This is a genomic window from Xanthomonas sp. NCPPB 3959 (assembly GCF_056675575.1).
Genome location: NZ_JBWWVR010000004.1, coordinates 1 through 25,816 on the forward strand (window position 1 = coordinate 1; position 25,816 = coordinate 25,816).

At 65.1% G+C, this 25,816-nt stretch carries 21 protein-coding genes; 7 read left to right on the top strand and 14 right to left on the bottom strand.

Annotated features, from left to right (window positions below; genetic code table 11):
* Positions 1-179: 179 nt before the first annotated feature.
* Genes AC1KVG_RS06085 through AC1KVG_RS06095 form a run of 3 tightly spaced genes read right to left on the bottom strand, consistent with a single transcriptional unit; the run spans position 180 to position 6,046 of the window.
* A complete protein-coding gene (locus AC1KVG_RS06085) occupies positions 180-1,613 on the bottom strand; it encodes an efflux transporter outer membrane subunit (protein WP_481093780.1) in 1,434 nt (477 codons plus the stop codon).
* Positions 1,610-4,759 carry an efflux RND transporter permease subunit gene (locus AC1KVG_RS06090; protein ID WP_481093781.1) on the bottom strand — a complete coding sequence of 1,050 codons (3,150 nt, stop codon included), beginning with the start codon at positions 4,757-4,759 and terminating at the stop codon, positions 1,610-1,612. Before AC1KVG_RS06090 ends, AC1KVG_RS06085 begins: the two co-directional genes overlap by 4 nt.
* A gap of 9 nt (positions 4,760-4,768) precedes the next feature.
* On the bottom strand, positions 4,769-6,046 hold the full coding sequence (locus AC1KVG_RS06095) for an efflux RND transporter periplasmic adaptor subunit (protein WP_481093782.1): 1,278 nt from the start codon (positions 6,044-6,046) through the stop codon (positions 4,769-4,771).
* A gap of 250 nt (positions 6,047-6,296) precedes the next feature.
* On the opposite strand from AC1KVG_RS06095, the gene baeS reads away from it, so the two are divergent.
* Positions 6,297-7,676, top strand: coding sequence for a sensor histidine kinase efflux regulator BaeS (gene baeS / locus AC1KVG_RS06100; protein WP_481093783.1), 1,380 nt, complete (start codon positions 6,297-6,299; stop codon positions 7,674-7,676).
* On the top strand, positions 7,676-8,368 hold the full coding sequence (locus tag AC1KVG_RS06105) for a response regulator (RefSeq protein WP_481093784.1): 693 nt from the start codon (positions 7,676-7,678) through the stop codon (positions 8,366-8,368). Before baeS ends, AC1KVG_RS06105 begins: the two co-directional genes overlap by 1 nt.
* An 85-nt stretch (positions 8,369-8,453) precedes the next feature.
* On the opposite strand, the gene AC1KVG_RS06110 is transcribed toward AC1KVG_RS06105, so the two are convergent.
* The 7 genes from AC1KVG_RS06110 to AC1KVG_RS06140 form a co-directional block, all read right to left on the bottom strand.
* Complete coding sequence (locus AC1KVG_RS06110; protein WP_481093785.1) at positions 8,454-9,593, bottom strand: MFS transporter; 1,140 nt, start codon at positions 9,591-9,593, stop codon at positions 8,454-8,456.
* Between the two features lie 145 nt (positions 9,594-9,738).
* Positions 9,739-10,590, bottom strand: coding sequence for a formyltetrahydrofolate deformylase (gene purU, locus AC1KVG_RS06115; RefSeq protein WP_317061104.1), 852 nt, complete (start codon positions 10,588-10,590; stop codon positions 9,739-9,741).
* A gap of 68 nt (positions 10,591-10,658) precedes the next feature.
* Positions 10,659-11,051: an XVIPCD domain-containing protein gene (locus AC1KVG_RS06120; RefSeq protein WP_023902251.1), complete on the bottom strand. Its 393-nt coding sequence runs from the start codon at positions 11,049-11,051 to the stop codon at positions 10,659-10,661.
* A 213-nt stretch (positions 11,052-11,264) separates the two neighbouring features.
* Positions 11,265-12,143 carry an NAD(P)-dependent oxidoreductase gene (locus tag AC1KVG_RS06125; protein WP_481093786.1) on the bottom strand — a complete coding sequence of 293 codons (879 nt, stop codon included), beginning with the start codon at positions 12,141-12,143 and terminating at the stop codon, positions 11,265-11,267.
* An 82-nt stretch (positions 12,144-12,225) separates the two neighbouring features.
* Complete coding sequence (locus AC1KVG_RS06130; RefSeq protein WP_481093969.1) at positions 12,226-13,344, bottom strand: NADH:flavin oxidoreductase/NADH oxidase; 1,119 nt, start codon at positions 13,342-13,344, stop codon at positions 12,226-12,228.
* Positions 13,345-13,404: 60 nt separating this feature from the next.
* On the bottom strand, positions 13,405-14,286 hold the full coding sequence (locus tag AC1KVG_RS06135; RefSeq protein WP_481093787.1) for an NAD-dependent protein deacetylase: 882 nt from the start codon (positions 14,284-14,286) through the stop codon (positions 13,405-13,407).
* Positions 14,283-14,903, bottom strand: coding sequence for a TetR/AcrR family transcriptional regulator (locus AC1KVG_RS06140; RefSeq protein ID WP_043889642.1), 621 nt, complete (start codon positions 14,901-14,903; stop codon positions 14,283-14,285). The genes AC1KVG_RS06135 and AC1KVG_RS06140 overlap by 4 nt, the downstream gene beginning before the upstream one ends.
* A gap of 466 nt (positions 14,904-15,369) precedes the next feature.
* Here AC1KVG_RS06140 and AC1KVG_RS06145 point away from each other — a divergent pair, with 466 nt between their 5' ends.
* The gene (locus AC1KVG_RS06145; protein ID WP_481093788.1) at positions 15,370-17,856 is read left to right on the top strand and encodes a TonB-dependent receptor; all 2,487 of its coding nucleotides are present in this window, start codon (positions 15,370-15,372) and stop codon (positions 17,854-17,856) included.
* Positions 17,857-17,958: 102 nt separating this feature from the next.
* Entirely contained in the window at positions 17,959-18,969 is a 1,011-nt protein-coding gene (locus AC1KVG_RS06150) for a phospholipase C/P1 nuclease family protein (protein ID WP_481093789.1), read from the top strand.
* Positions 18,970-19,086: 117 nt separating this feature from the next.
* Here AC1KVG_RS06150 and AC1KVG_RS06155 read toward each other — a convergent pair whose 3' ends face one another.
* Positions 19,087-20,022 (bottom strand): alpha/beta fold hydrolase, encoded by a 936-nt coding sequence (locus AC1KVG_RS06155; protein ID WP_481093790.1) that lies wholly within the window; start codon positions 20,020-20,022, stop codon positions 19,087-19,089.
* A gap of 89 nt (positions 20,023-20,111) precedes the next feature.
* Between AC1KVG_RS06155 and AC1KVG_RS06160 the strand changes: the two genes are divergently transcribed.
* Entirely contained in the window at positions 20,112-20,549 is a 438-nt protein-coding gene (locus AC1KVG_RS06160) for a MerR family transcriptional regulator (protein WP_481093791.1), read from the top strand.
* Positions 20,550-20,604: 55 nt separating this feature from the next.
* On the opposite strand, the gene AC1KVG_RS06165 is transcribed toward AC1KVG_RS06160, so the two are convergent.
* Complete coding sequence (locus AC1KVG_RS06165; protein WP_481093792.1) at positions 20,605-21,894, bottom strand: MFS transporter; 1,290 nt, start codon at positions 21,892-21,894, stop codon at positions 20,605-20,607.
* Between the two features lie 97 nt (positions 21,895-21,991).
* Here AC1KVG_RS06165 and AC1KVG_RS06170 point away from each other — a divergent pair, with 97 nt between their 5' ends.
* Both AC1KVG_RS06170 and AC1KVG_RS06175 read left to right on the top strand, forming a co-directional pair.
* On the top strand, positions 21,992-22,879 hold the full coding sequence (locus AC1KVG_RS06170; protein WP_481093793.1) for a LysR family transcriptional regulator: 888 nt from the start codon (positions 21,992-21,994) through the stop codon (positions 22,877-22,879).
* Between the two features lie 196 nt (positions 22,880-23,075).
* A complete protein-coding gene (locus AC1KVG_RS06175; RefSeq protein WP_481093794.1) occupies positions 23,076-23,744 on the top strand; it encodes a VOC family protein in 669 nt (222 codons plus the stop codon).
* A gap of 16 nt (positions 23,745-23,760) precedes the next feature.
* Here the strand turns inward: AC1KVG_RS06175 and AC1KVG_RS06180 are convergent, their stop codons facing one another.
* On the bottom strand, positions 23,761-24,567 hold the full coding sequence (locus AC1KVG_RS06180) for a TatD family hydrolase (protein WP_481093795.1): 807 nt from the start codon (positions 24,565-24,567) through the stop codon (positions 23,761-23,763).
* Between the two features lie 259 nt (positions 24,568-24,826).
* A complete protein-coding gene (locus AC1KVG_RS06185) occupies positions 24,827-25,744 on the bottom strand; it encodes a LysR family transcriptional regulator (RefSeq protein WP_043888849.1) in 918 nt (305 codons plus the stop codon).
* Positions 25,745-25,816 lie beyond the last annotated feature (72 nt).

Consider the following 25,816-nt stretch of genomic DNA (forward strand, 5'->3'; position numbering starts at 1 on the left):
CGCGTAGCTCTTCTCAAAGCAACCGATTCACTCTCTGGTGCGGTGTCCTCGCCGCTTGCGGGACCGTGTGGCGGCATGGATGCCGCCACCGAGCCTACATGGACGTACTTGCGGCGTGTCCCGCAAGCGGCGAGGGCACCGCGCACTCGACTCACCGACGCTCGCGCATCCATGCAGGGCTACTGCTGCGCCACCGGTTGCGGCTGCGCATCGGCGCCGCCGCCGAGCACCTTGTACAAGCTCACCCGATTGCTCGCCTCGGTCAGACGCAGGCTGATCAAGGTCTGCTGCGCGCTATAGAGCGTGCGTTGTGCGTCCAGCGCCACCAGATAACTGTCCACGCCATTGCGGTAGCGCGCATCCGAGAGGGTGAAGCCGCGTTGTGCGGCATCCACCAGGGCGCGTTGCGCGTCCATGCGCTCGTCCAGTTGTGTGCGTTCGGCTAGTGCATCGGCCACTTCGCTGAAGGCAGTCTGGATCGCCAGTTCGTACTGCGCGATGGTGATGTCTTTCTGCAGCTTGGCCACGTCCAGTTCGGCCTTCAAGGCGCCGGCACGGAAGATCGGCACGCTGACGCTGGGCGAGAACGACCAGGTGTGGTCGCCCTCGAACAGGCTGGACAAGGCATCGCTGCCGCGCCCGACGTTGCCAGTGAGCGAGATGGTGGGGAAGAACGCGGCGCGCGCGGCGCCGATGTCGGCGTTGGCGGCCTTGAGCGTGTGCTCGGCCGACAATACGTCCGGGCGCTGCAGCAGCACGCGCGATTCCAGCTGGGCCGGTAGCGGTGCCAATGCCACACCGGTATCGATCGCATCGGCAGCCGGCAGCAACGCCGCTGGCACCTGCGTGCCGGCGACCAGATTCAAGGCATTGCGCGACTGCGCCAGCTGGGTGGTGAAACTGGCCACATCGGCACGCGCACTTTCCACACTGGTCTGGATCTGCGCCAGATCCAACCCGGAGACGATGCCGTTATCGTGCTGCAACTCGGTCAGGCGTAGCGTCTTGCGCTGGCTCTCCAGCGTCTGCTGGGCAAGTGCCAGCCGCTGCTGATCGGCAGCCACGGTGAGCCAGCCGCTGGCCACTTCGGCCACCAGGCTCAGACGCGTGCTGCGCTGGGTCTGCTCACTGGCCAGATAGGTTTCCAGCGCCTCGTTCTTGAGGCTGCGGATGCGCCCGAACAGATCCAGCTCCCAACTGGTGATGCCCACTTGCCCGGTGGCGCTGCGGATGATCTGCGGCGCACCGGTGAAACTGGTCGCTGCCGCAGCACGTTGCGCACTGTGCGAGACGGTGACATCCACCGCCGGGAACAGGTCCGCACGTTGAATGCGGTACTGCGCACGCGCCTGTTCGATATTGAGCACCGCCACGCGCAGATCACGGTTGTTGTCCAGCGCCAGTGCGACCACTTGCTGCAGGCGTGGGTCGACCAGCACTTGCCGCCAATCCAGCGCAGCTGCATTGGACGTAGTGCTATCCGCGCTGCCGGTGTCGCCGACTATGCTGGGCACCGGCGCATTCGGGCGTGCATACCGCGGCGCCATGCTGACGCAGCCACTCAATGCGATGGCACAGGCCACCGCCAGACTTACGGACAGGTTGCGCTTCACGGGGTCACCTCGGACGTACGAACGATAGTCGTGTGATCGGACACCTTGCCGGGAAACAGGCTGCGCACCATCACGTAGAACAACGGCACGAAGAAGATACCCAGCACGGTGGAGGCCAGGGTGCCGCCGAGTACGCCGGTGCCCAGCGAATGACGCCCACCGGAGCCGGCGCCGCTGCTGATCACCATCGGCAGCACGCCGAGCATGAAGGCCAGCGAGGTCATCAGGATCGGGCGCAAACGCATGCGGGCGGCATGCAGGGTGGCTTCGATCAACGGCTGGCCTTTTTCTTCCAGCTCCTTGGCAAATTCCACGATCAGGATGCCGTTCTTGGCGGCCAGGCCCATCGTCGCCAGCAAGCCCACCTGGAAGTAGATGTCGTTGGAGAGATCGCGCATCCAGGTCGCCAGCAACGCGCCGACAATGCCTACCGGCACCGCCAGCATCACCGAGATCGGGATCGACCAGCTTTCATACAGCGCCGCCAGGCACAGGAAGACGAACACCAGCGATACCGCATACAACATCCAGGTCTGGGTGCCGGCGGCCTGCTCCTGATATGACATGCCCGACCAGGCGTAGCCCACGCCCTTGCCCATGCCATCCACTTCGCCGGCCACCGCCGTCATCGCATCGCCCGAGCTGATGCCCGGTGCGGCGCTGCCGGTGATTTCCATCGATTCGCTGCCGTTGAAGCGCGTCAGCACTTGCGGCGCGTAGGCCCACGCACTACTGGCGAAGGCCGAGAACGGCACCATCGCGGCATCGCTGTTACGCACGTACCAGCGGTCGATATCGCTGGGCAACATGCGTGCGGACGCCTCGCCTTGCACGTACACGCGCTTGACCCGGTTGTTGTTGAGGAAGTCGTTGACGTAGCGCCCGCCCATCACCGTGGACAAGGTGGTGTTGATGTCGGCGGCGGCCACGCCCAACGCACCGGCCTTGGCATCGTCGATCTGCACGCGGTAGGTGGGCGCGTCGTCCAGCCCGTTGAAACGCACTGCACTCAGGCTCTGATTGCCGTTGGCCAGCTGCAGCAACTGCTTGCGTGCTTCCACCAAGGCCTCGTGGCCGTTGCCGGCGGCATCCTGCAACTGCAGGGTGAAACCGGAGCTGGTGCCCAAGCCGTTGATGGCCGGTGGCGTCAACGCAAACACCTGCGCATCCGGCAGCGTCATCATCATCGCGCCGGTAATGCGTTGCGCCACTTCCTGCGCCGAGCCGTCGCGGTCGGCCCAGTCCTTCAGACGGATAAAGCCCATGCCCGAGTTCTGGCTGCTACCGGCCAGACTGAAGCCGGAGATGGTCATGATGCCCTGCACTTCCGGTTGCTTGAGGATGAACTGGGTGGCCTGGTCGATCGACTGCTGGGTGCGTTGCTGCGTGGCGCCGGCCGGTGCGCTGAACATCACCATCAGCATGCCCTGGTCTTCCTCTGGCAGGAACGCGCTGGGCAGGCGCCAGAACAGCACGCCCAGCACCACCAGCAGCACCACATAGATCAGCGAGCCGAGCTTGCGATGGCTGACGATACGCTCCACACCGCGCCCGTAGCTCTCGGTGCCACGATCGAAGCGCGTGTTGAACCAGGTGAAGAACCTGCCCAGCACGCCCTTGCGCGAGACATGGCCGCCCTTGTCGATCGGCTTGAGCAAGGTGGCGCATAGCGCAGGGCTCAAGGTCAGTGCGACCACCAGCGACAGGATCATTGCCGCGGCAATGGTCACCGAGAACTGCCGATAGATCTCGCCGGTGGCACCGCCGAAGAAGGCCATCGGCAGGAAGACCGCAGTAAGCACCAGTGCGATGCCGACCAGGGCGCCGGTGATCTGGCCCATCGAGGTATGCGTGGCCTCGCGCGGCGACATGCCTTGCTCGGCCATCAGCCGCTCGACGTTTTCCACCACCACGATGGCATCGTCGACCAACAAGCCGATCGCCAGCACCATTGCGAACATGGTCAGCGTGTTGATCGAAAAGCCCAGCAGCGACAACACGCCGAAGGTGCCCATCAACACCACCGGCACCGCGATCACCGGCACCAGCGTGGCGCGCCAGTTCTGCAGGAACAGATACATCACCACGACCACCAGCACGATCGCTTCGATCAGGGTCTTGACCACTTCCTCGATGGAGATACGCACGAACGGCGTGGTGTCGTAGGCGACCTCGTATTTCAGCCCGGCCGGGAAGTACGGCTTGAGCGCGTCGAGCTTGGCTTCCACCAGTTTGGCGGCGTCCAGCGCATTGGCGCCGGTCGCCAGCTGCAGGCCCATGCCCGAGGCAGCCTTGCCGTTGAACTTGGAACTGGAACCGTAGGATTCCGAACCCAGCTCCACCCGCGCGACATCGCGCAGGTACACGGTGGCGCCGCTGGCATCGGACTTGAGAACGATGTTCTCGAACTGCGCCGGCGTGCGCAGCTTACTGCGCGAGGTCACCGTGGCATTCAACTGCTGGCCTTGCAGCGCCGGCAAGGCACCCAGCGCGCCGGAGGACACATCGGCGTTCTGCGCGGCGATCGCTGTACTGACATCCGATGGCATCAACGCGTAGGTGTGCAGTTTTTCCGGATCCAGCCATACGCGCATCGCGTATTCGGCACCGAACACGTTGACGCTGCCGATACCGTTGAGGCGGCTGATCGGGTCCTGCAACGAGGACACCATGTAGTCGCCGATGTCGGTGCTGTCCATGCTGCCGTCTTCGGAGGTGAAGGCCAGCACCATGAACATGCTGCCACTAGCCGATTTGGTCACGGTGATGCCGTTGGTCTTGACCTCGTCAGGCAGCAACGCCTCGCCTTGCGATACCTTGTTTTGCACCTGCACCTGCGCGGTGTCCGGGTCGGTGCCGGAGTCGAAGGTGAGCGTGAGTTGCGCGGTGCCCGCCGAACTACTGCTGGAGGACATGTAGAGCAGATTGTCCAGACCGGTCATCTGCTGCTCGAGGATCTGTGTCACCGAGTTCTGCACGGTCTCTGCAGAAGCGCCGGTGTAGGTCGCGCTGACCGTCACCGAGGGCGGTGCGATGTCCGGGTATTGCTCCAGCGGCAGCGAGAAGATCGAGATCGCGCCGGCCAGCGTGATGACGATGGCGATGACCCACGCGAAGATGGGGCGGTCGATAAAGAAACGAGCCATAAGAGTTCCTCAGTCGGCCTTGGGCGTGGCGCTGGCCGGCGCTGCGGGCGTTGGCTTGGCATTGGGCGTAGCTGCGGCAGGTGCACTCGGCGTCACTGCCGTGGGTGCAACCGGCGCCGCTGCAGCTGGTGTGGCCACAGCGGCCTTTACTTCGCGCGTCTTCACCGGCATGCCGACCTGGATTTTCTGCAGACCCTGCACGATCACGCTCTCGCCTGCAGACAGGCCTTCGCTGACCACCCAGCGATCGCCCACAGCATCGCCGGTCTTGAGCACGCGCTGCGCCACCTTGCCGTCGGCACCGACCACCATCGCCACCGCCTCGCCCTTGCTGTTGCGGGTGACGGCCTGCTGTGGCACCAGGATCGCCTGCTCGTTGACGGCCATCGACAGCACCGCCTTGACGTACATGCCGGGCAACAGCAGATGGTCCGGATTCGGAATCACCGCACGCAGTTTCACCGTGCCGGTGGTGGCATCCACCGCGGTGTCCACCACTTCCAGCGTGCCGGTACGCGCGTAAGCGCTGCCGTCTTCCAGCAGCAACTTGACCTCGGCCTTGCCGTCCACCGCCTTGACCTGGCCGGCATCGAGCTTGCGCCGCAACTGCAGCAGCTGCGCGCTGGATTGGCTGACATCCACATAGATCGGGTCGAGCTGGTTGATGGTGGTCAGCACATCGGTCTGGTCGGCAGTGACCAGTGCGCCCGGGGTAAAGCTCGAGGTGCCGATACGGCCGCTGATCGGCGCGGTGATGCGGGTGAAATCCAGATTGAGTTTTGCGGACTGCAACGCGGCCTTTGCGGCGGTCACCGCGGCCTCGTTCTGACGCAACGTGGCGATCGCATCATCGCCATCCTGCTGGCTCACAGCATCCAGCTTGACCAGCGTCTGATACCGCTGCGCCTTGGGCTTGGCCGAGAGCACTGCCGCTTGCGCCTGCGCCAGCTCGCCCTGCGCGGAGGCATACGCGGCCTGGAACGCGGCCGGCTCGATCTGGTACAGCACCTGGCCGGCCTGCACCTGCTCGCCTTCGGTAAACAGCCGCTTGCGCAGGATGCCGCCCACCTGCGGGCGCACCTGCGCGCTTTGATAGGCCACGGTGCGACCGGGCAGCGTCTGGTCCAGCGCCAGGCGCTGCACGTCCACGCGCTGTACACCCACTTCCACTTGCCGCTGCTGCGGCGCTTGTGCAGGCGAACAGGCCGCCAGCGCGACGGTGATCATGGCGGCCAGCAGCCATTGGCGCGGCACCATGGCAGAACGGGAAGAAGCGACGGAACGCATGCGGCGCACTCGGGAATGATCGGAGGATGCGCACGCTACGCTGCGAATATGGAGCAAATTTGAAGATTTGCTTTGACAGACAGCAGCCGCTTGCTTTCGGGGTTTAATGAAGTCCCAATACGGGTGTGCAAGACAGGCGGCGCACTTGGCGTCTGCAGTCGACGCCGCTGCAGTCGCCATTCAATGCAAGCAGTCATGACAGCAAGCGCACGTGCGTGACCTCATTCGCAACAAGGTTTTCCCAACGTCGATGAAACTCGGAATCACCGCCAAACTCTTTCTCGCCATCCTGAGCGCGTGCATCGCAGTGCTGCTGATCAATGGCCTGGCCGGGCAGCTATTACTCAGAAAGCAGTTTCTCGACTATCTCAGCGAGCAAGGCATCGAGCGGATGATGGAAGTGTTGCCGCGCGTGCAGGCCGATTACGCCAAGCATGGCGACTGGAACTTCATCCGCGACAATCCCGATGCCTGGTTCGTGCTGATGCGCCCGGAGCTGGCGCAAAATCTGCCACCGCGCGCGCCGCCGATCTCCGACCAGACCGGCGCAGTGTTTCGCTTCGCGCTGCTGGATCGCGATTACCGCGTGATCATCGGCAACCCCGATGTCAGCCGCACCGACACGCTACGCCCGGTCGTGGTGCGCGGGCAGACGGTGGGTTGGATGGGCATGCTGCCGTTCGAGAGGGTGCTGACGGCCAACGACGCACGCTTCTTTCAAGCCCAGCAACGTGTGTGGTGGACAGTGGGCGCGGCATCGATCGGTGTCGCTGCGCTGTTTGGCTGGTTGTTGTCGCGCACCTTGCTGCGCCGCCTGCGTGGCTTGACAGTGGCAACCCATCGCCTGGCCGCCGGCGACTACGGCACGCGATTGCACGCGGGCATGCGCGATGAACTCGACCAGCTCGCGCGCGACTTCAACCAACTGGCACAGGCACTGGACAACAACGAACGCGCACGCCGCGATTTCATGGCCGATGTCTCGCACGAACTGCGCACGCCACTGGCGGTACTGCGCGCCGAACTGGAAGCGCTGCAGGACGGTATCCGGCCGATGACGCGTGAGTCGCTGACCTCGCTGCATCAGGAGGTCGGCCAACTCGGCAAGCTGATCGAAGATCTCTACGACCTGTCGCTGACCGATGTGGGCGCGTTGGCGTATCGGCACGCACCGATCGATCTGAGTGTGGTGTTGCAATCCACACTGGCCGGCATGCAGATGCGCATCGCTGCAGCCGGGCTCACGCTGCAGGTCGACGGCATCAATGCGCCACTGCACGTCAACGGCGATGAGCGCCGCCTGCAGCAGTTGCTCTCCAATCTGCTGGAAAATTCGTTGCGCTATACCGATGCCGGCGGCCAACTCGTTGTGCACTGCGCACGACGCGGGCATGCAGTGGAAATCGTGGTGGAAGACAGCGCGCCCGGCGTGCCGGCAGACAAGCTGGAACGCCTGTTCGAGCGCTTCTATCGTGTGGAAGGCTCGCGCAATCGCGCCAGCGGTGGCAGCGGGCTGGGCCTGGCGATCTGCCGCAATATCGTCGGCGCGCACGATGGCGAGATCCACGCGACCGCTTCGCCGTTGGGCGGCCTGCGCGTGACGCTGCGGCTGCCGGCATTGGAGGCGTAATGGACACCCAGACCGCACATGTGCTCATCGTCGAAGACGAACCGCGACTGGCCGCGGTGCTGGGCGAGTATCTGCACGCGGCCGGCTATTCGCATCATTGGGTGGCCGATGGCGCGCAGGCGATCGCAGCATTTCGCGCGCAGGCGCCGGATCTGCTGTTGCTCGATCTGATGCTGCCAAATCGCGATGGTCTGGACATCTGCCGCGAACTGCGCAGCATCAGCGCAGTACCGGTGATCATGGTGACTGCGCGCGCCGAAGAGATCGACCGCCTGCTCGGCTTGGAGATCGGCGCCGACGATTACATCTGCAAACCCTTCAGCCCGCGCGAGGTGATCGCGCGCGTACGCGCGGTGCTGCGCCGGCACCGGCATGATCCCAACAGCGAGCCAACGCACGGCCTGGTCATCGATGACGCCGCCTGCCGGGCCAGCGTGGCCGGACGCGACCTGGATCTCACACAGGTCGAATTCCGCCTGCTGCGTACGCTCTCCGCGTCGCCCGGCCGCGTGTATTCGCGCGAACAGCTGATGGACCGTGTGTATGTGGACCACCGCATCGTCACCGACCGCACCGTCGATAGCCACATCAAGAATCTGCGCCGCAAACTGGCCGATGTGGGCGGCGAAGAGTGGGTGCGCTCGGTGTACGGCGTGGGCTACCGCTTCGAGTATTTACCCACCGAGGCGTAGTCCCTGCCCCGCCCTTGGTAGGAGCGCGCCCGCGCGCGACGCTTTACCGATCACCCACCAACGACAGGCGGGTGACACCCATCACTTACACCTTCAACCACCGCGTGGAAATCGCCACGCCCACCATCAACACCGCAACGCCGATCAAGGCACCGACCAGGCCGATGCCGTGGGCGGCGAACCCGATCAATGCCGGCCCGGCCAGAATGCCGGCGTAACCCAACGTGGTGACTGCAGTGATGGCGATACTCTCCGGCATGCGCGTCTGGTTGCCGGCCAGCGAGAACAACGCCGGCACGATATTGGCGCAACCCAGCCCCACCAACACGTAACCGGCCAACGAGGCCTGCCACGGGCTCACCAACGTGAGCACCAGAAACCCCGCGCTGGCCAGCAGCGCGCCAAGCACGATTGAGCGGATGCGCCCCAGCCGCTCCACCACCGAATCGCCCAACAAACGGGTCACCGTCATGGTCAACGCAAACGCCACATATCCCAGCCCGGCGGTGCTCGGCTTGACCTGGTGCACATCGGCCAGGAACACCGAGCTCCAGTCCAGAATGGTGCCCTCGGCCAGAAACACCACAAACGCCAGAATGCCGATAAACAGCACGATGCCCTTGGGCAGCGCAAGCAACGGCCCCTGTTGTGAGATGCGCTCGGCACGCCAATGCCGAACGGACAGTGCACCGACAAGCAGCATGGCAATCACACCGGCGATCGCAGCGCTCAGCGGACCAATGCGCGCCGACAACAGCAGCGTCATCGCACCGGCACCGACAAAGCCGCCGATGCTGAAAAACGCATGGAATCCGGACATCATCGCGCGCTTGGCATCGCGTTCGACCACCACCGCCTGCATGTTCATCGCGCAATCCATCGCGCCCACGCCGGCGCCGAACACGAACAGCACCGCGCCCAGCATCCACGGGTTGGCGACAACGGCCAGAAACGGCAGGCTGATGCAGATCAATGCAGTCGTCACCGCCATCACCGTGCGAAAGCCGAAGCGTGCCGACAGGGCGCCGGCCAGCGGCATCGCCAGAAACGAGCCTGCGCCCAGGCACAGCAGGATCAACCCGAGCGCACCATCGTCCACGCCGGTCCTGGCCTTGGCGAACGGCACCAGCACCGCCCAGATGGCCGCAGCAAATCCGGGGATGAAGAACGCTGCGCGCGTGGCGTGTTGCTGCGCGGGAGCGCTGGAGATAGGTGCAAGCGACATGCAAACAATTCCAATAGGAGCGGCGAACAGAAACGGCAACGGGGCCGCCAAGCCGGCGCGCTCGCTGGTTGAAACGTGGCATGACCACTGCTCCACCACGCTTGCTGCAACCGTCCCTGGCCGATGGGATGAGACACATCAATCGCTAGCGAAACACCACCGTGCGATGGCCATTGAGCACCACGCGATGTTCGACATGACGGCGCACCGCACGCGCAAGCACCAGCGATTCGGTATCGCTGCCCAGCCGCACCAGATCGCGCGGCGTCATTGCGTGGTCCACGCGGGCGACGTCCTGTTCGATGATCGGGCCTTCGTCCAGGTCTTCGGTGACGTAATGCGCGGTGGCGCCGATGATCTTGACCCCGCGTGCGTGCGCCTGGTGGTACGGCTGCGCGCCCTTGAAGCTGGGCAAAAAGCTGTGATGGATATTGATCGCGCGCCCAGCCAATGCGCGGCATAGTTCCGGCGAAAGAATCTGCATGTAGCGCGCCAGCACCACCAGATCGATCTGCAAGGCCTCGACCAGTGCAAGCAGCTGCGCTTCCTGTGCAGCGCGCGTGTCTGCCGTTACCGGCAGATGATGGAAGGCGATGCCGTAGGAGGCCGCCAGCGGCGCGAAGTCGGCGTGGTTGGAGACCACCGCGGCGATGTCCACCGGCAGTTGCCGGCTATGCATGCGGAACAGCAGATCGTTGAGGCAATGGCCCTGCTTGCTCACCAGCACCAGCAAGCGCGCACGACGGCGCGCGTCGTGCAATTGCCACTGCATCTGGAATTCGTCGGCCAGCAGCGCAAAGCGCCGCTCCAGACCAGCGATCTCGGTGGCCTGCGGCTTGTTGAAGTGCACGCGCAGAAAGAAGCGGCCGCTTTCGTCGTCGCCGAACTGCTGTGCGTCGAGAATATTGCAGGCCAGATCGAACAACAGCCCGGTCACGCGATAGACGATGCCGGTACGGTCGGGACAGGACAGGGTAAGGATGTAGTCGGAGCGCATCTGCACAATGATAGCCAATGCGCGCAGCTGCGGGCGCGGTGCTTGCGCCCGTAACTTTTACATCCGACTCAGCGCGGCGGCAGGCGCAGCATCAGCCGCCGATTGATCTCGTCCAGTTGCGCCATCGATGCCTCCACCGAGGTTTCCATCGCTTCGTGCGTGGTGATGTGCGCGCGCAGATGCGCGGGGTCGGAGAGCTCGCCACGCACCAGGAACACGTTCTCGCCCACTTCGCCAACATGCCGGCTGAGCACCACGTAGTCCACCTGATCGAAGCCGTGCTGTTTGGCCAGCGGCAACAGGCGCGCGGCCATGCGCACGCTGGCCTCGTCGGTGGGTTTGTTCAACTCGGCATCGAGCACCGCCACCGCTTCGCGGATCTGCGCGAACAGATAATGGTCCGGATGCTCGGGATGGTCCGGGCCTACCGGGCCCTGGTCGACGACCGGTGCGGCGGTCATCGTGTAGCACCGGCGCAGACAAGTGCGCGCGGTGTGCGCTCGGTCGAACCGAGCGTGATATGCAGGTGTCGCATCGCATCCTCCCTGGAGCGGCGGCTATAACGAGCCGGCATTTTAGAAGGTCTGCTGCATGTTGGGGTGAGCAAGATGCATCGCGCATCGCCTTCAAGCGAAGCGCGATGCGCGCAACCCACTTGCGCCCCTGCGCTGCGATCAGGCCACCTGCCCTGCCCGGCGCGCCGACACCTCTGCCAGCACCGCCCAATCGGCGTTGCCGTCGCCATGGGCGATCGCCTCGTCCAGGCCGGCGCGCAGCAACTCGCCCAGCGGCATCGGCACCTGCTTGTCGGCGCCGGCCTGGATCGCCAGATCCACATCCTTGCGGCCCAGCGTGGCGGTGAAGCCGGCCGGCAAATACTCGCGTTGCATGATCAAGCGGCCGTAGCCCTGATACGCCGGCGCGGCGAACAAGGTGCTGGTGAGCATGCCCAGGAACTGGGTGGCCTCCACGCCGTGGCCGCGTGCCAGCGCGCTGGCTTCGGCCATGGCGCCGATCGCACTGGCCAGGCAGAAGTTGGCCGCCAGCTTGACCGCATTGGCCTGCTCGGGAGTGCGGCCGATCTCCCAGGTGCGTTGGCCGAGCACATCGAACATCGGCTGCACGCGCGCCAATGCCGCCTCGTCGCCGGCCGCCAGAATGTTGAGCTTGCCGGCTTCGGCCACATCGACGCGGCCGAGCACCGGTGCGGCCACATAGGCCACGCCGCGCTCGGCATGCAGGGCGGTCAGCTCGTGCGCCAATGCCACCGAGATGGTGGCCATGTTGACGTGCACGCTGCCGGCCGGCAGCGCATCCAGCACACCGCGTTCCAGCAGGGTTTCACGCGCCGCGTTGTCGTCGGCCAGCATCGAGAACAACAGCGGGCCGTGTGCGGCGTCGCGTGGTGCGTCCACCACCGTTGCACCGGCCTGCCGCAGCGACTGCGCGCGCTCGGGCGAGCGATTCCACACACTCAGCTCGAACCCGCCGCGCAGCAGGTTGTGTGCCATCGGCAGGCCCATCGTGCCCAAGCCCAGAAATCCTATCGGCATCTGTTTTCCTTATGCGATCTTGCGTCAAGAGCGGCGATCCAAACACCGGCCCGCTCTGCTTGTTTACCACTCCCAGCGTAAATCAGCTGGCGAACACACCGCGCGCCTCACGTGGCTCGCAGCGCAGATATTGCGGCGCAGGCGTGACCGAGGCACCGAGTGCAGCGGCCGCATGCCACGGCCAGCGCGGGTCGTACAGAATGCCGCGCGCCAATGCGATGGCATCGGCCTGGCCGTCTTGCACAATCGCCTCGGCCTGCGCCGGCTCGGTGATCAGGCCCACGCCGATCACCGGCGTGTTGACCTGTGCCTTGATCTGCTGCGCAAACGGAATCTGATAGCCCGCCTGCACCGGAATCTGCTGGCGCGGATCCAGCCCGCCGCTGGAGACATGGATGTAATGCGCACCGCGTGCATCCAGCGCTTTGGACAAGGCGATGCTCTGCGTAAGATCCCAACCGCCTTCCACCCAATCGGTGGCAGAAATTCGCACGCCGATGGCGATCTTGTCCGACACCGCCGCACGCACCGCATCGAAGATGCGCAGGGTCAACCGCATGCGGTTGTCCAACGAACCGCCATACGCATCGCTGCGCCGATTGCTCAACGGCGACAGGAACTGATGCATCAGATAGCCATGCGCGGCGTGCAGCTCGATCAACTCCAGGCCCAGGCGTTCGGCGCGCTGTGCCGAGGTGACAAATGCATCGACCACCGCATCGATACCGGCCTCGTCCAGCGCCTGCGGCAACGGCTGGCCCTCGCGAAACGCCAGCGCCGATGCGGACACGGTCTGCCAACCATGCGTGTGATCCGGCGCAATCGCCTCGCCACCCTTCCACGGCAGATCGGTGGAGGCCTTGCGCCCGGCATGTGCCAATTGAATGCCGATCGGCATCGGCGACCAGCGCCGTATCGATTGCAGCACTTCATCCAACGCCTGCTCGGTGGAGTCGTCGTACAAGCCCAGATCGGCGTAAGAGATGCGCCCCTGCGGCTGCACTGCGGCCGCTTCCAGAATCAGCAGGCCGGCACCGGATTGCGACAAGGTGCCCAGATGGATGCGGTGCCAGTCGCTGGCGCGGCCGTCCTGTGCGGAGTACTGGCACATCGGGGCGATGACGATCCGGTTGGCAAGCGCAAGCGGACCGAAGCGAATGGGGGAGAACAGCTGGCTCAAGAGGGCATCCACACATGACACGGGGATGCCCATTGCACTGCGCCGCGCGCGTGCGCACAACCGCTGCGATGGATCACTGCGTCATGCCGAACGCGCACTCACGTCATTGACGCCGCGCGTACGCGGCGGGTCGACCGGCGCATGCAGGAACGCCAAGGCCTGCGCGCACGACTGTTCCACCTTCAGACTGAGCAGTTCGTCGGCACGGGTGCGCCCGAAGTTGAGCGCGGCGATCGGCAAGCCGTTGCGCGCGGCGGTCTGCACGAAACGAAATCCCGAATACACCATCAGCGACGAGCCCACCACCAGCACTGCATCGGCCGCCTGCAGATGCGCAAACGCGCGCTCCACGCGCTCGCGCGGCACGTTCTCGCCGAAGAACACCACATCCGGCTTGAGCACGCCGCCGCACACCGGGCACGGCGGCACCATAAAATGGTCGAAGGCCACATCGTCCAGATCGGCATCGCCATCGGGCGCCTGCGCGGCGTCCAGCTCGGCCCAACCGGGGTTGGCCTGTTCGAGCAACACCTGAAACTCGGTGCGTGGCATGCGGCGTTCGCAACCCATGCAGCGCACCACATCCAGCCGGCCATGCAGATCGATCACCGCCTGGCTGCCGGCGGCCTGATGCAGGCGATCCACATTCTGCGTCAGCAGCAGCTCCAGCTGGCCACGCGCTTCCAGCGCGGCGAGTGCGTGATGGGTGGCATTGGGTTGCGCCAGGCCGAAGCGCGGCCAGCCGACAAGACTGCGCGCCCAATAACGCTGCCGCGTGGACAGCTCGCCCATGAAGGCCTGGAAGGTCACCGGTTGCGGACGCTTCCAGCCGCCTTGCAGATCGCGGTAATCGGGGATGCCCGAATCGGTGCTGCAACCGGCGCCTGTGAGCACGAACAGGCGCCGATGGCGCTCGATGAAGTCCTGCAGCACGTAGCTGTCCTGAACGAGTGCCGCAGTCATCGTGCAACTCCGGTGGCGATGAGATAACTGTGCAGCAACAGCACCAGTTGCGCCTGTAGCGGTGCAACACGCGCCGCAGGCGCACCATCTTCCAGCAGGTTTCTCACCGGCCCGACAATGGCGGCCATCCCGATCTTGGCCACTGCCTCGCAGTCATCGAAGCGCACATCCGATGCGGTGGCGAGCGCAGCCGCAAACGCCTGCTGCGAGCGTTTGCGCGCCTGCGATCCCAATGCCGCGCCACCATGCAGTTCGGCGATGGCATACAGCGCGCGCGAGACATCCACATGCTGCAATTTGGCCTGCACGAAGGCATGCACCAACGCCTCGCATTGCTGCGCCAGCGTGCACCCATGGTGTTGCGCGCAGGCCTGCTCCACCGCGTGGATCGCCGCCTGCAGATGCCAGTCCAGCAAGGCGGTCAACATGGCCTGACGGTTCGGGTAGTACTGATACACGCTGCCCACCGACACACCGGCGCGCTCGGCCACCCGCGTGGTGGTGCAACCCTGCAGTCCGTCGGCCACCAAAACCTGAATGCTGGCCTGGCGGATGACCTCCACGGTGGCGCGCGAACGCGCTTGTTGCGGGGATTTACGCGTTTTTTGCAGCGGCAAGGAGGTGCTCACGAATGCGAATGTACACACTGACGGATGGCACATAGTCTGGGGGCCTTCTTGGTGATTCCAAGGAAGCGCCTTCTGTCCCAGCTCCGCGCCTGTTGCGCTGCGCGACGGCGCCGACCGCGCCCGATGCCTTCACCGTGCTGCTGGCAAGGGAGCTGCGTGACGCAGCTTGCGATGTCCGAGCTCGGCACCGACGCGATGACACCGGAGCGGACGATTGGCTTGGTGATGCGCACCGAACGACGCACAGCCGGCAACCTGCTGCGCACGGTTGAAACCGCTTGAAAACAAGCACCACATCACAGATTGGCATGCGGGTCCGCCAAGCTAGCGTGATCGGGCGCACACGCAACGCTGCGGAAACATGGCGCCGCGACAGTGGGCAACTCCCCCGCTGCCCCCACTCCTTGCCATGCCCTACACCCACATCTGGACACGCTCCGGAGTGCGTCGTGCCGTGTCGCGTCGTCCACTCGCCATCGTTCTTGCACTGACCCTGGCCACACCCGCATTTGCGCAGGAAACCGGCGCGCCCTCCACGCCTGCCACACGCAAGAGCGAGGACGGCATCTTCTCGCTGGACCGGATGATCGTCACCGGCGCCGGCCAGGCCCAGAATCAATTCGACGCCTCGTATGCGATCACCGCGCTGACCGCCGAACAGATCGACAAACTGGCCCCGCTCAACCTGGCCAGCCTGATCGGCTCGATGCCCGGCATCTATGCCGAATCCACCGGCGGTGAAGTGCAGAACGTCTACCGTATCCGCGGCATTCCCGACGAAGGCTCGTTTGCGGTCATCCAGGAAGACGGCATCAGCCCTTACCCGGACAACAACGGCTACTTCTACAAGACCGAAGGCCTGGTGCGCCCAGACCTGATGGTCGAATCGGTGGAAACCGTGCGCGGCGGGCCCTCGCCGATCTTCGCCTCCAATGCCGCGGCCATCGTCAATTTCGTCACCCGCCAGGGCGGCGACACGCCAGAAGGCGCGGTGCGCACCACCGTCGGCGACACCGGGCTGTATCGGCTCGATGGCTATTGGTCGGGCAAGTTGGCCGAAGGCTGGTATCTGGCTGCCGGCGGTTTCATGCGGCGCAACGACGGCTACCGCGATGTGGGCTTTCCGGCCGACGAGGGCGGGCAGTTCCGCATGAACCTCACGCACACGCTGGACAACGGCAAGATCACCTTCACCGCCAAGCATCTGGACGACAAGAACGCGTTCTACATGCCGATCCCGCTGTACGACCCGCGTGACACCACGCGCTCGCTGGACCCGTTGATCGACCGCTTCACCGGCACCTTGAGCACCGCGCAACTCAAACGCGCCACGATTATTTCCAGCGATGCCAACGGCGCGCCGCAGCGCGAGTTGCGCGATCTCTCCGATGGCCGCCACATGAAGTTCAATCATCTGGGTGCCAATCTGGACCTGGCTTTCGACAATGGCTGGAGCCTGTCCAACAAGGCCATCGTCAATCGCCTGGACATGACCTTCGATGCGCTGTATTCCAGCAATGCGCCGCAGGATGCCACTGCCTATGCCAACAGCCGCCGCGCTGCCGCCACGGCAGCATTTCCCGGCCTGACCTCGCTCGGCTATGCGTACACCGACGATGGCAGCCGCTTCGACCCGGCCAGCACCGACGGCCTGGTGATCCAGGGCCAGTACCGCGCCATGAACGTGCGTGCCGATTCGTTTGCCGATGATCTGCGCCTGCATCGCAGCTTCGATTGGGGCGGCGACACCCATGACATCACGTTGGGCCTCTACGGCGCCTATTACGCCCGCTCCTACAACTCGCGCTACCAGAGCTATCTGTTCGAGATGCGGCAGAACCCGCGCACGATCGACCTGCTCGGCTACGACGCGGCCGGCAACGTGGTCGGCGGCGTGACCAAGGACGGCGTGGTGATCTACGGCGCCGACCGCACGCAGGGCAAGGCCTACACCAGCATGCTGGCGCCCTACATCGCCGACACCTGGCAGGTGACCGACAAGCTGCGTCTGGAAGGCGGCGTGCGTTACGAGCGCTACCGCTATCGCGCCTGGAGCATGCTGCGCAGCACCGGCAACCTGAGCATGACCGACACCCTGGCCGACGATGCCGCGCGCCTGTTCACCGGTGCCCGCGCACACACCGCGCTGGACGTGGGCGTGACCAACTGGACGGCGGGTTTCAACTACGACATCAACCCGATGGTCGGCATCTACGGCCGCGCCTCGCGTGCGCACCGCGCGCCCAGCGAAGGCGCCAACGAAGGCAACGTCAACATCCCCACCGCCGACCAGTTCGAGCTCGGCACCAAGCTCAATTTCGACACGCTGGACGTGTTCGCCACCGCCTTCTACACCAAGTACGACCCGTACAACATCGGCACCAGCGCGGTGAACTCTCAGACCGGCGCAGCCGAGTCCAAGGACTACCGCGGCAGCGTGACCAACCCGGGTATCGAACTGGCGGCCGTATGGACACCGGCGCAGTGGCTACGTTTCGATGCGAATCTGACCTACAACGACACCAAGGTGTCCGATCTCACCGAAGTGGTGGCCAACGGCGCGGTGGCCGTGGTCGATGTGGACGGCAACATGCCCAACCGGCAGCCAAAGGTGTACGGCAACGCGGGGCCAACGGTGTTCTTCACCACCGGCAAGTTCGATTGGGAAACCTCCTTGCGCTACGCCTATGTGGGCAAGCGCTACGCCGATCTTGAAAACACCACCGAGCTGGCCGCCTACGACACATTGGCAGCCAATCTCCTGGTACGCAGCGGGCCGTGGGATGTGCAGCTGTCGGTGGACAATCTGACCAACACCTTTGCGCTGACCGAAGGCAACCCGCGCACCGACACCATCTCCGGCCAGGGCACGCGCGAGCCGATCTACGGCCGGCCGATCTACGAGCGCAATTCGCGGCTGGTGGTGACTTACCACTTCTGAGTGCGCTGACGTTGAGTGCTGCATCGCTCGATGTCAGCGCCTTGCGCTCCCGATGCATCGCCTGCAGCGTGGCATGCCCGCTGCAGGCCACAAAGGACTTTCATGACGCCTTCCCGTCTTGCCTATGCGCTGCTGTTTGCAGCAGCCACGTGTTCCGGCAATGCCGCCGCCTGGGGCCACCGCGCGCATGCCGCCATCAACAGCGCCGCGGTGCAGGCCCTGCCCGACGATGGCCCGGTGTTCCTCAAACAGTACGCGCAGGTGATTGCCGACGGCGCCACCCTGCCGGATGGCTGGCGCAGCGAAAGCGAGCCGTTTCTCAAGATCGAAGAAGACCCCAACCACGGCTGGTTCCGCGAGCAGTTTTCCTTCATGCAACACCCGCCGCGTTCGCGTTACGCCTTCGTGCTGGCGCTCTACGACGAGCAGCGCCGCATCGCCAAGCGCGACCCGCAACTGGCGCAGCGCATGAACGTGCGCTGGGCCGGTACCCTGCCGTACGCGGCTACCGAGGGTTACGAGCGCATCGTCGCCACCATGCGTCAGATCCGCACGCTGCGCGCCAAGGGCCAGGACACGCGCGAGCTCGAACGCACCTGCGCGTTCTTCGTCAGCTGGTTTGCGCACTACATCGGCGATGGCGCGCAGCCGCAACACGACAGCATCCATCACGATGGCTGGCAAGGGCCAAACCCGAACGGCTACAGCATCGACCCGAAGGTGCACGGCAAGTTCGAGAGCGACTACGTCGACAAGATTGCGCTGACCCCGCAGGACCTGCTGAGCCGCATGCCGGCCCTGGCGCATCAGCAGGGCGATGTGTTCGAACAGATCCTGGGCTTTCTCGACACCGGTACCGGCCGTGTCGAGCAGGTGTATCGCCTGGAAAAAGCCGGCGCCTTCGACGATGCCGCCCGCAACGACGGCCGCGCGATGGTCTATCTCACTGCCGGCGATGGCGCGGCGATGCTGCGCGATCTGCTGGTGCGCGCCTGGCGCGAAAGCGCGCTGCAGCCGGGCACATCCACGCTGCCGCGCAGCATGGACCCGAGCCATCCGCAGTACGACCCGGCGACCGGGTCTGCGCCTGCCGGCACCTCGCCAACCTTGTAACCACCATTGGCGGCATGTGCCGCCAGCGGCGTGCCGAGATGTGCGTCGGCCAATGGTCGCTGCGCGCCTGTCGGCAGCGCAGCGGGCAATCCAGATCGGGCATGCCGTCACGCGGCGTCAGTGGGCCGCGTCGGCCTGTTCGACAAAGCGCAGCAGATCCTGATTGAAGTGCACGCTGTCTTCCACAAATGGCGCATGCCCGGCATCGGGATAGACGCGCGTCTGCGCACGCGGCTGCAATTGCCGCGCACGCGCCAGCGTCGGCTCGGTGCTCACCAGCGCATCGCGTGCACCGTACATCAGCAGCACCGGCAGGCGCGTGCGCTGCAGGCCGGCGACATCGATCGACATGCCTTGCACGGCACGCTGCATGTCCCATGAGGCCAGCGATGCGTTGGCCAGCAAGGTGTCGAACACCGGTGCAGGCGGTTGAGTGGCAAAGCACAGCCGCAGAAAGTCATGCACCGCCTGCAGATGCGTGCGCAAGTCATCGGAGACCAGATCGCGATAGATCGCCGGATGTGCGCCCAACTGTTCCGCACGCAGTTCGATCACGCCATCGACATACACCACACCCGCAAGCCCCGCATCGCCGTGGCGCGTGAGGTAGTTGGTGATCACCGCGCCGCCCAGCGACCAGCCCACCAGCACGGCGTCGCGCGCGTTTGCGGCTTTCAACACGGATGCAAGATCGTCAGCCCAGCGCATGCCATCCCGATAGGCCGACGCTGCAGTCGGCTTGCCGGACAAGCCATGCCCACGCAGGTCGTAGGTGATCAGGCGATAGCCTTGCAGGTGCGGATCGGCCAGCTGCGCATCCCAAGTGATGCGGCTACCGAGCAGGCCGTGCACGAACACGATCGCCGGACCATCGGTGGCGCCATGCTCCTGCACGGCCAGGGTGACGCCATCGGGCGCGGTCACGGTGTAGCTGCGGGCAGCAGGGGTGACCGCCGGGCCCGCCGCAGCCACTGTTGAAGAGACCAGCAACAGGCAAGCCAGCGCGTAGCGCATCGGCAGCATGCCGATGACAGGGAGGAAGCGAACAGACATTGCAGTGAGTTCCAGACAATGGGAGCCGCCATCCTGGAGCCTCACACCAATGTGAGGGTCAAGCGTTGCGTGCAACGTATGCTTGGCGTATGGCTACACCTCTCGAACCATCGCTGAGCATTGGCGCACTGGCGCTGCAGACCGGCGCCAGCGTGCGCTCGATTCGCCACTACGACGCGCATGGGCTGCTGACGTCCTCGCGCAGCGCCAATGGCTACCGGGTGTTTCCCGCCACCTGCGTTGCACAGGTGCGGCAGATCCAGCGGTTGATCGCGACCGGCTTCAGCCTGGACGACATTCTCGGCTTCCCCGATTGCATGCGCCTGGTGGAAGGCGCGCAGATGTGCCCGGAAACCGCGCAGGCGCATCGGGCACGCCTGCAGCTGATCGAGCGCCAGCTGGCCGACCTGGAGCGGCGGCGTGCGCGTTTGCTGGAAACCCTGGCCCAGGGTGCGGCGGATGCAGCCACAACGCGATCGCCTGCAGCGCAGATCAAACGCAGCAAGCGGGCGCCTCAGAGCAGCTGACAAACGCCGCGCAGTCGTGTTGTCAGTCGCGCTTAGACGCGTTGGTCGATCTGCATCACTCGCCCCGCGCAGGGTGCGGTGCAAACCGGCCGTAAGGCCGCGTGTCGTCGGCGCGTTGGCGCAGCACGTAGGCCGCCGCAAAGGCGAGCGCCAGCAACGTCAGGCACATGCCCACCAACGCGCCCCAGCCACCGTGTTGCCAGAACCAGCCGCCGAGCGCGCCGATCACGCTGGAGCCTGCGTAATACGCCAGCAGATACAACGACGCCGCATGACTGCGATGCGCACCGCCGAGCCGGCTCACCCAGGCGCTGGCGGCCGAATGCGCGATGAAAAAACCGATCGTCAACAACACGATGCCGGCCACCACCAGCGCCAATACATGCGCCAGGGTCAACGCCACGCCGAGCACGCACAACACGATGCCGGTGGTGACCACCGGGCCGCGACCGAAACGATCCGACGCCGCACCGGCCACCGACGAACTGACGATGCCGAACACATACGCGCTGAAGATCATGCCGATCTGGCTCTGGCTTAAGCCGAACTCCGGCCCGCCCAACCGAAAGCCGGCGTAGTTGTAGAGGCATACGAACACGCCCATCAACAAAAACGGCAACGCAAACAGGAACGGCAGATTGCGATCGCGCAGATGCCCGGCCCAGGCGCGCAGATGGAAGCGCAGATTGATGCCGTGCCGGCGCACGAAGTTGCGCGACGGTGGCAGCAACCAGAAGAACGCCAGTGCGCACAGCAGGTCGAACACGCTCAATACCGCCAGTGCGGTGCGCCAGTCGTAATGATCGGTCAGCACGCTCATCACGATGCGCCCGCTCATGCCGCCGAAGGCATTGCCGGCCACATACAACCCGGTAGCCGCGCCCATCTTGTTGGCCGGCAGCTCTTCGCCCAGGTAGACCATCGCCACCGCCGGCACCCCGCCCAGCGCGATGCCGGATAAGGTGCGCACCAACACCAATGCCCCCCAATGCGGCAGGAACGCAGCGACCAGGTTGAGCACTGCGGCCAGTGCGATCGACACGAACATCAGTCCGCGCCGGCCGAGGTTTTCCGACACTGCGCCGGCGCAGAAGATCGCCAGCGCCAGCGCACCGGTGGCCAGCGACAACGGCAGCGAGGCAGTGGCCGCGTCCACGCCGAAGGCGCGCGCAAATTCGGGCAGCACCGGCTGCACGCTGTACAGCAGCGAGAAGGTGGCAAAGCCGGCCAGAAACAATGCCAACCGGATGCGGCCGCTGGCGGGCGCATCGATGGCAGGCGCCTGGATTGCACGGCTGGCGGCGGTATCCGGTGACGTGCCGGAGGGGTGATCAGAACAGGACACGGGGGCGATGATGAGACATGGGACGGCGAGTATTCGCCTGCCACTACCCCCTGTCCAATATATGATGCTGGCAGTTGCCATATGCAGAACAGATAGCATGGAGCTTCGTCACTTCCGCTACTTCCTGGCCGTTGCCGAAGAAGGCAACTTCACTCGGGCAGCAGCGCGGGTCGGTATCGGCCAGCCACCGCTGAGTCAGCAGATCCAGGCGCTGGAGCGCGATCTGGGCACGCCGCTGTTCCGGCGCACCCACAGCGGCGCCGAGCTGACCCCGGCCGGCGAGGCATTCCTGGTCGAGGTGCGCCGCGTGCTCGCCGATGTGGAGCGCGCTGCCGAAACGGCGCGCCGGGTGGCGCGTGGCGAATCCGGCCGGCTGCGGCTGGGCTTTACCGCCTCGGCTGCGTTCAACCCGGTGGTGCCGCATCTGATCCGCGACTTTCGCCGGCAGTGGCCGCAGGTCGAGTTGCTGCTGGAAGAAACCAACACCGCTGGATTGCTGGTGGCACTGGCAGATGGCCGGCTGGACGCAGCGTTTGTGCGTTACGGCCTGAGCACGCCGCCCGATCTGCAACTGCTGCGCTTTGCCGATGAACCGATGAAGATCGCCGTGCCCGCCGCGCATCGCCTGGCTGCACGCAGCAGCGCGCCGTTGGCGGCACTAGCCGGCGAGCCGTTCATCCTGTTTCCGCGCAGTTTCGGTTCGAGCCTGTACGACGAGATTCTCGCCGCCTGCCGCGCATCCGGCGTGACCTTGCGCATCACCCAGGACGCGCCGCAGATGTCGTCCATCGTCAATCTGGTCGCCGCCGAACTCGGCGTTTCGGTGGTGCCCGCCTCCACTGCGCAACTGCAACTGCCCGGCGTGCGTTATCTGGACATAGAAGGACAAATGCCGCTGGCAAGGCTTGCGTTGGCGGTCTCGCCGGGCGCGTTGGACACCGCGCCATTGGTACGGCATCTATGGGCGCTGGCGGAGCTGCTTTGAGCGAAAGCGATGGGAGCCGATAGCAGTGAAAGCAGCGCGATTTTTGTAGGAGCGCACTCGTGCGCGATGTGGCTCTCCCGGTATCGCCCCGTCGCGCACAAGTGCGCTCCTACCCGCATCCAGGCTTAAACACGTCTTGACCTCAACCGCGATTGAGGTCGTTCAATACGTGCACCTTCTGCCACGTGCGCCTGCCATGCATCTTCGCCATCTGTTGCTGCCCTGCCTCGACCCCGATCTCAGCCTGCGGTTCTGTCGCGATGTGCTGCAGCTGCCGCAGTACGGCAACACGTTGCGTATCGGCTGGAGCACGCTGGAATGCGTGCAGGCACAGCAGCCGGTGGGCAGTGTGCATCTGGCCTTCAACGTGGCACCGTCCCGCTTCGAGGCAGCTGCGCAGTGGATCGGCGCGCGCGCAACGCTGCTGGCCGATCCGCAGGGCCGTCGGCAGTTTGAACTGGGTGGCGTCTGGCAGTCGCAGTCGGTGTATTTCGCCGGCCCGGATGGCGCGGTGCTGGAACTGATCGCGCGCAATGCGCTGCAACAGACCACCACCGGGCAAGGCGATTTTCATGGGGAGGAATTGCTGTGCCTGAGCGAGATCGGCCTGCCCAGCAACAACGTCGAAGCGGTCACTAGCAGCATCGCCAATCACTTCGGTATGCACCCGTTTGCACCGGCACTGAAAGGCTTTGTGGCGCTGGGTGACGATCAGGGCCTGTTGATCGTGGTCGACCAGGCGCGGCGCTGGTTTCCGCAACAGCGGCAGCTACCCTGGGCCGATGGTTTACGGATCAGCGTGGATGCACCGCAACCGGGGCTGCGGCTACGCGACGCGCAAGGGTGGGAATTGCTGGCGGCGTGATCCGCCGCCGCTCGACTCAGGCAGCGACCGCAGGCGCGGGCAAACGGAAAAACGCACGTGCTGCCGCCGTGCTATTGGCCGCGGTCAGCGCCACGTCCTCACCACGATCGCGTGCGAGTTCTTCCACGATATGCGACAGAAACATCGGCTCGTTGCGGCGGTCCTTGGGCATCGGCTTGAGCGTGCGCGGCAGCAGGTAAGGCGCGTCGGTTTCGATCATCAACCGGTTGGCCGGGATCGAGCGCACCAACTCGCGCAGATGCGCACCGCGACGCTCATCGCACAGCCAGCCGGTGATGCCGATGTAGTAATCGCGATCCAGATACGCGAACAGTTCTTCGCGCGTGCCGGTGAAACAATGCACCACCGCCGGACCCAGGCGGCTATCGAAGCTGCGCATGATCGAGAGGAAGTCGTCGTGCGCATCGCGCTGATGCAGGAACAACGGTTTGCCGTTGTCGGCGGCCAACTGCAGTTGCCGTTCGAATGCCCGGTGCTGCGCCGGGCGCGGGGCGAAATCGCGGAAGTAATCCAGCCCGCATTCGCCGACCGCCACCACTTGCGGGTGCGCGTGCAGCGTGCGCATTTCGGCCTCGCATTCGGCGGTGAATTCCACCGCGTGGTGCGGGTGCACGCCGGCGGTGGCGTAAAGAAATCCCGGGTGTTGTTGCGCCAGTTGCAGCGCCAGTGGTGAGTGCTCACGGCTGGCGCCGGTGATCACCAGTTGCGTAACACCGGCCTCGCGTGCGCGCTGCAGCACCGCATCGCGGTCGCGGTCGAAAGAGTCGTGGGTAAGGTTGGCGCCGATATCGATCAACTGCATGGTGCGGGTGTCGTGTGGAGAGAGCTGGGCAAGTGTAACGAGTGGGGGTTGTATGTGTTTCGCTTCCCTTCTCCCATCGGGAGAAGGTGGCGCGCAGCGCCGGATGGCGCCTCCTGCATCTGTCAGTGCCTGCAGTGACAAACGCCTCGCCACGCGCCTTCAGAAGTGCTGCACCGACTGCTGCGCCGCCGTACCCTCACCCCAACCCCTCTCCCGCAGGAAAGGGGCTTTGCTCCCTTCTTCCAAGAGGGAGAGGGGTTCAACCAACCACCGGCACCGCCATCGCCTCGATGCGCGCCGCCAGCGCCTGGATCGCCAGTTGCGCCGAGCGTGAAAGCTGCCGCTGCGGGGCCACACACAGTGCCAGCGTCATCGGCTTGGTCAAATGACGGCGGAACGGCACGAACGCAAGCCGCCCATCCGCCACATCCGGGGCGGCATCCAGCCACGACATCAACCCCACACCCGCACCGGCGCGCACCAGGCCACGCAGGGTGCGCACATCGTTGCAGTGGGTCAGCCGCTTCACGTCGATGTGCTGGCGTTGGTACAGCACCTTGGCATGCTCGCCGACGATCAGCGGAGCGGCCGGCAGCAGCAGCCGGTGCTCCAGCGTCTCGCTCAGCTGCAGCTCGGTGCGGGTGCTGAGCGGATGGCCCACCGGCATCGCAATCCCCAGCGGGATGTCGGCGAATGCGCGCACCTCCAGGTCCACGCTGCTCACCGGGTCCAGCAGCAAGCCGATGTCCACATCGGCCGAGGTCACCATTTCCATCACCCGCTGGTTGCGCGCGGTGGACAGGTTGAAGGTGATGCCGGGGTACTCCTGCACCAACGCGGCGACCGCCGCCGGCACCACGCCCTCGCTGAGCGCGTCGATCATGGCGATCTCCACATGCCCGCGGCGCAGCCCCTTGAGCTCGTCGAAGCGCTCCAGCGTGCGCGCGTAGGCCTTCTCCCAGCCGCGCACGTCCACCAGCAGCAGCTCGCCAGCGGCGGTCAGGCGCAGCCGGCCGGGCAGGCGCTCGAACAGCTGCGCGCCCAGTTCTTCCTCGGCCTTGAGGATCTGCCGGTCGATCGCCGAGGCCGACACGTGCAGCACGTCGGAGGCCTTGCGGATGCTGCCGCAGCGGGCCACTTCGATGAAGTAACGGGTGAAGCGGGAAAAGGTCAGCATGCGGTGGGGCTCGGTTGGCGTTGCATTTTTTGCAATGGCTTGGCTGAAAATCGATGTTTGATAACACACCCC

Coding starts and splice junctions, on each gene's coding strand:
- AC1KVG_RS06150 (WP_481093789.1), top strand. CDS start 17,959: ATGACGCCTTCCCGTCTTGCCTATGCGCTGCTGTTTGCAGCAGCCACG.
- baeS (WP_481093783.1), top strand. CDS start 6,297: ATGAAACTCGGAATCACCGCCAAACTCTTTCTCGCCATCCTGAGCGCG.
- AC1KVG_RS06180 (WP_481093795.1), bottom strand. CDS start 24,567: ATGCAGTTGATCGATATCGGCGCCAACCTTACCCACGACTCTTTCGAC.
- AC1KVG_RS06185 (WP_043888849.1), bottom strand. CDS start 25,744: ATGCTGACCTTTTCCCGCTTCACCCGTTACTTCATCGAAGTGGCCCGC.
- AC1KVG_RS06120 (WP_023902251.1), bottom strand. CDS start 11,051: ATGACCGCCGCACCGGTCGTCGACCAGGGCCCGGTAGGCCCGGACCAT.
- AC1KVG_RS06090 (WP_481093781.1), bottom strand. CDS start 4,759: ATGGCTCGTTTCTTTATCGACCGCCCCATCTTCGCGTGGGTCATCGCC.
- AC1KVG_RS06125 (WP_481093786.1), bottom strand. CDS start 12,143: ATGCCGATAGGATTTCTGGGCTTGGGCACGATGGGCCTGCCGATGGCA.
- AC1KVG_RS06175 (WP_481093794.1), top strand. CDS start 23,076: ATGCATCTTCGCCATCTGTTGCTGCCCTGCCTCGACCCCGATCTCAGC.
- AC1KVG_RS06095 (WP_481093782.1), bottom strand. CDS start 6,046: ATGCGTTCCGTCGCTTCTTCCCGTTCTGCCATGGTGCCGCGCCAATGG.
- purU (WP_317061104.1), bottom strand. CDS start 10,590: ATGCGCTCCGACTACATCCTTACCCTGTCCTGTCCCGACCGTACCGGC.
- AC1KVG_RS06105 (WP_481093784.1), top strand. CDS start 7,676: ATGGACACCCAGACCGCACATGTGCTCATCGTCGAAGACGAACCGCGA.
- AC1KVG_RS06110 (WP_481093785.1), bottom strand. CDS start 9,593: ATGTCGCTTGCACCTATCTCCAGCGCTCCCGCGCAGCAACACGCCACG.
- AC1KVG_RS06170 (WP_481093793.1), top strand. CDS start 21,992: ATGGAGCTTCGTCACTTCCGCTACTTCCTGGCCGTTGCCGAAGAAGGC.
- AC1KVG_RS06155 (WP_481093790.1), bottom strand. CDS start 20,022: ATGTCTGTTCGCTTCCTCCCTGTCATCGGCATGCTGCCGATGCGCTAC.
- AC1KVG_RS06135 (WP_481093787.1), bottom strand. CDS start 14,286: ATGACTGCGGCACTCGTTCAGGACAGCTACGTGCTGCAGGACTTCATC.
- AC1KVG_RS06160 (WP_481093791.1), top strand. CDS start 20,112: ATGGCTACACCTCTCGAACCATCGCTGAGCATTGGCGCACTGGCGCTG.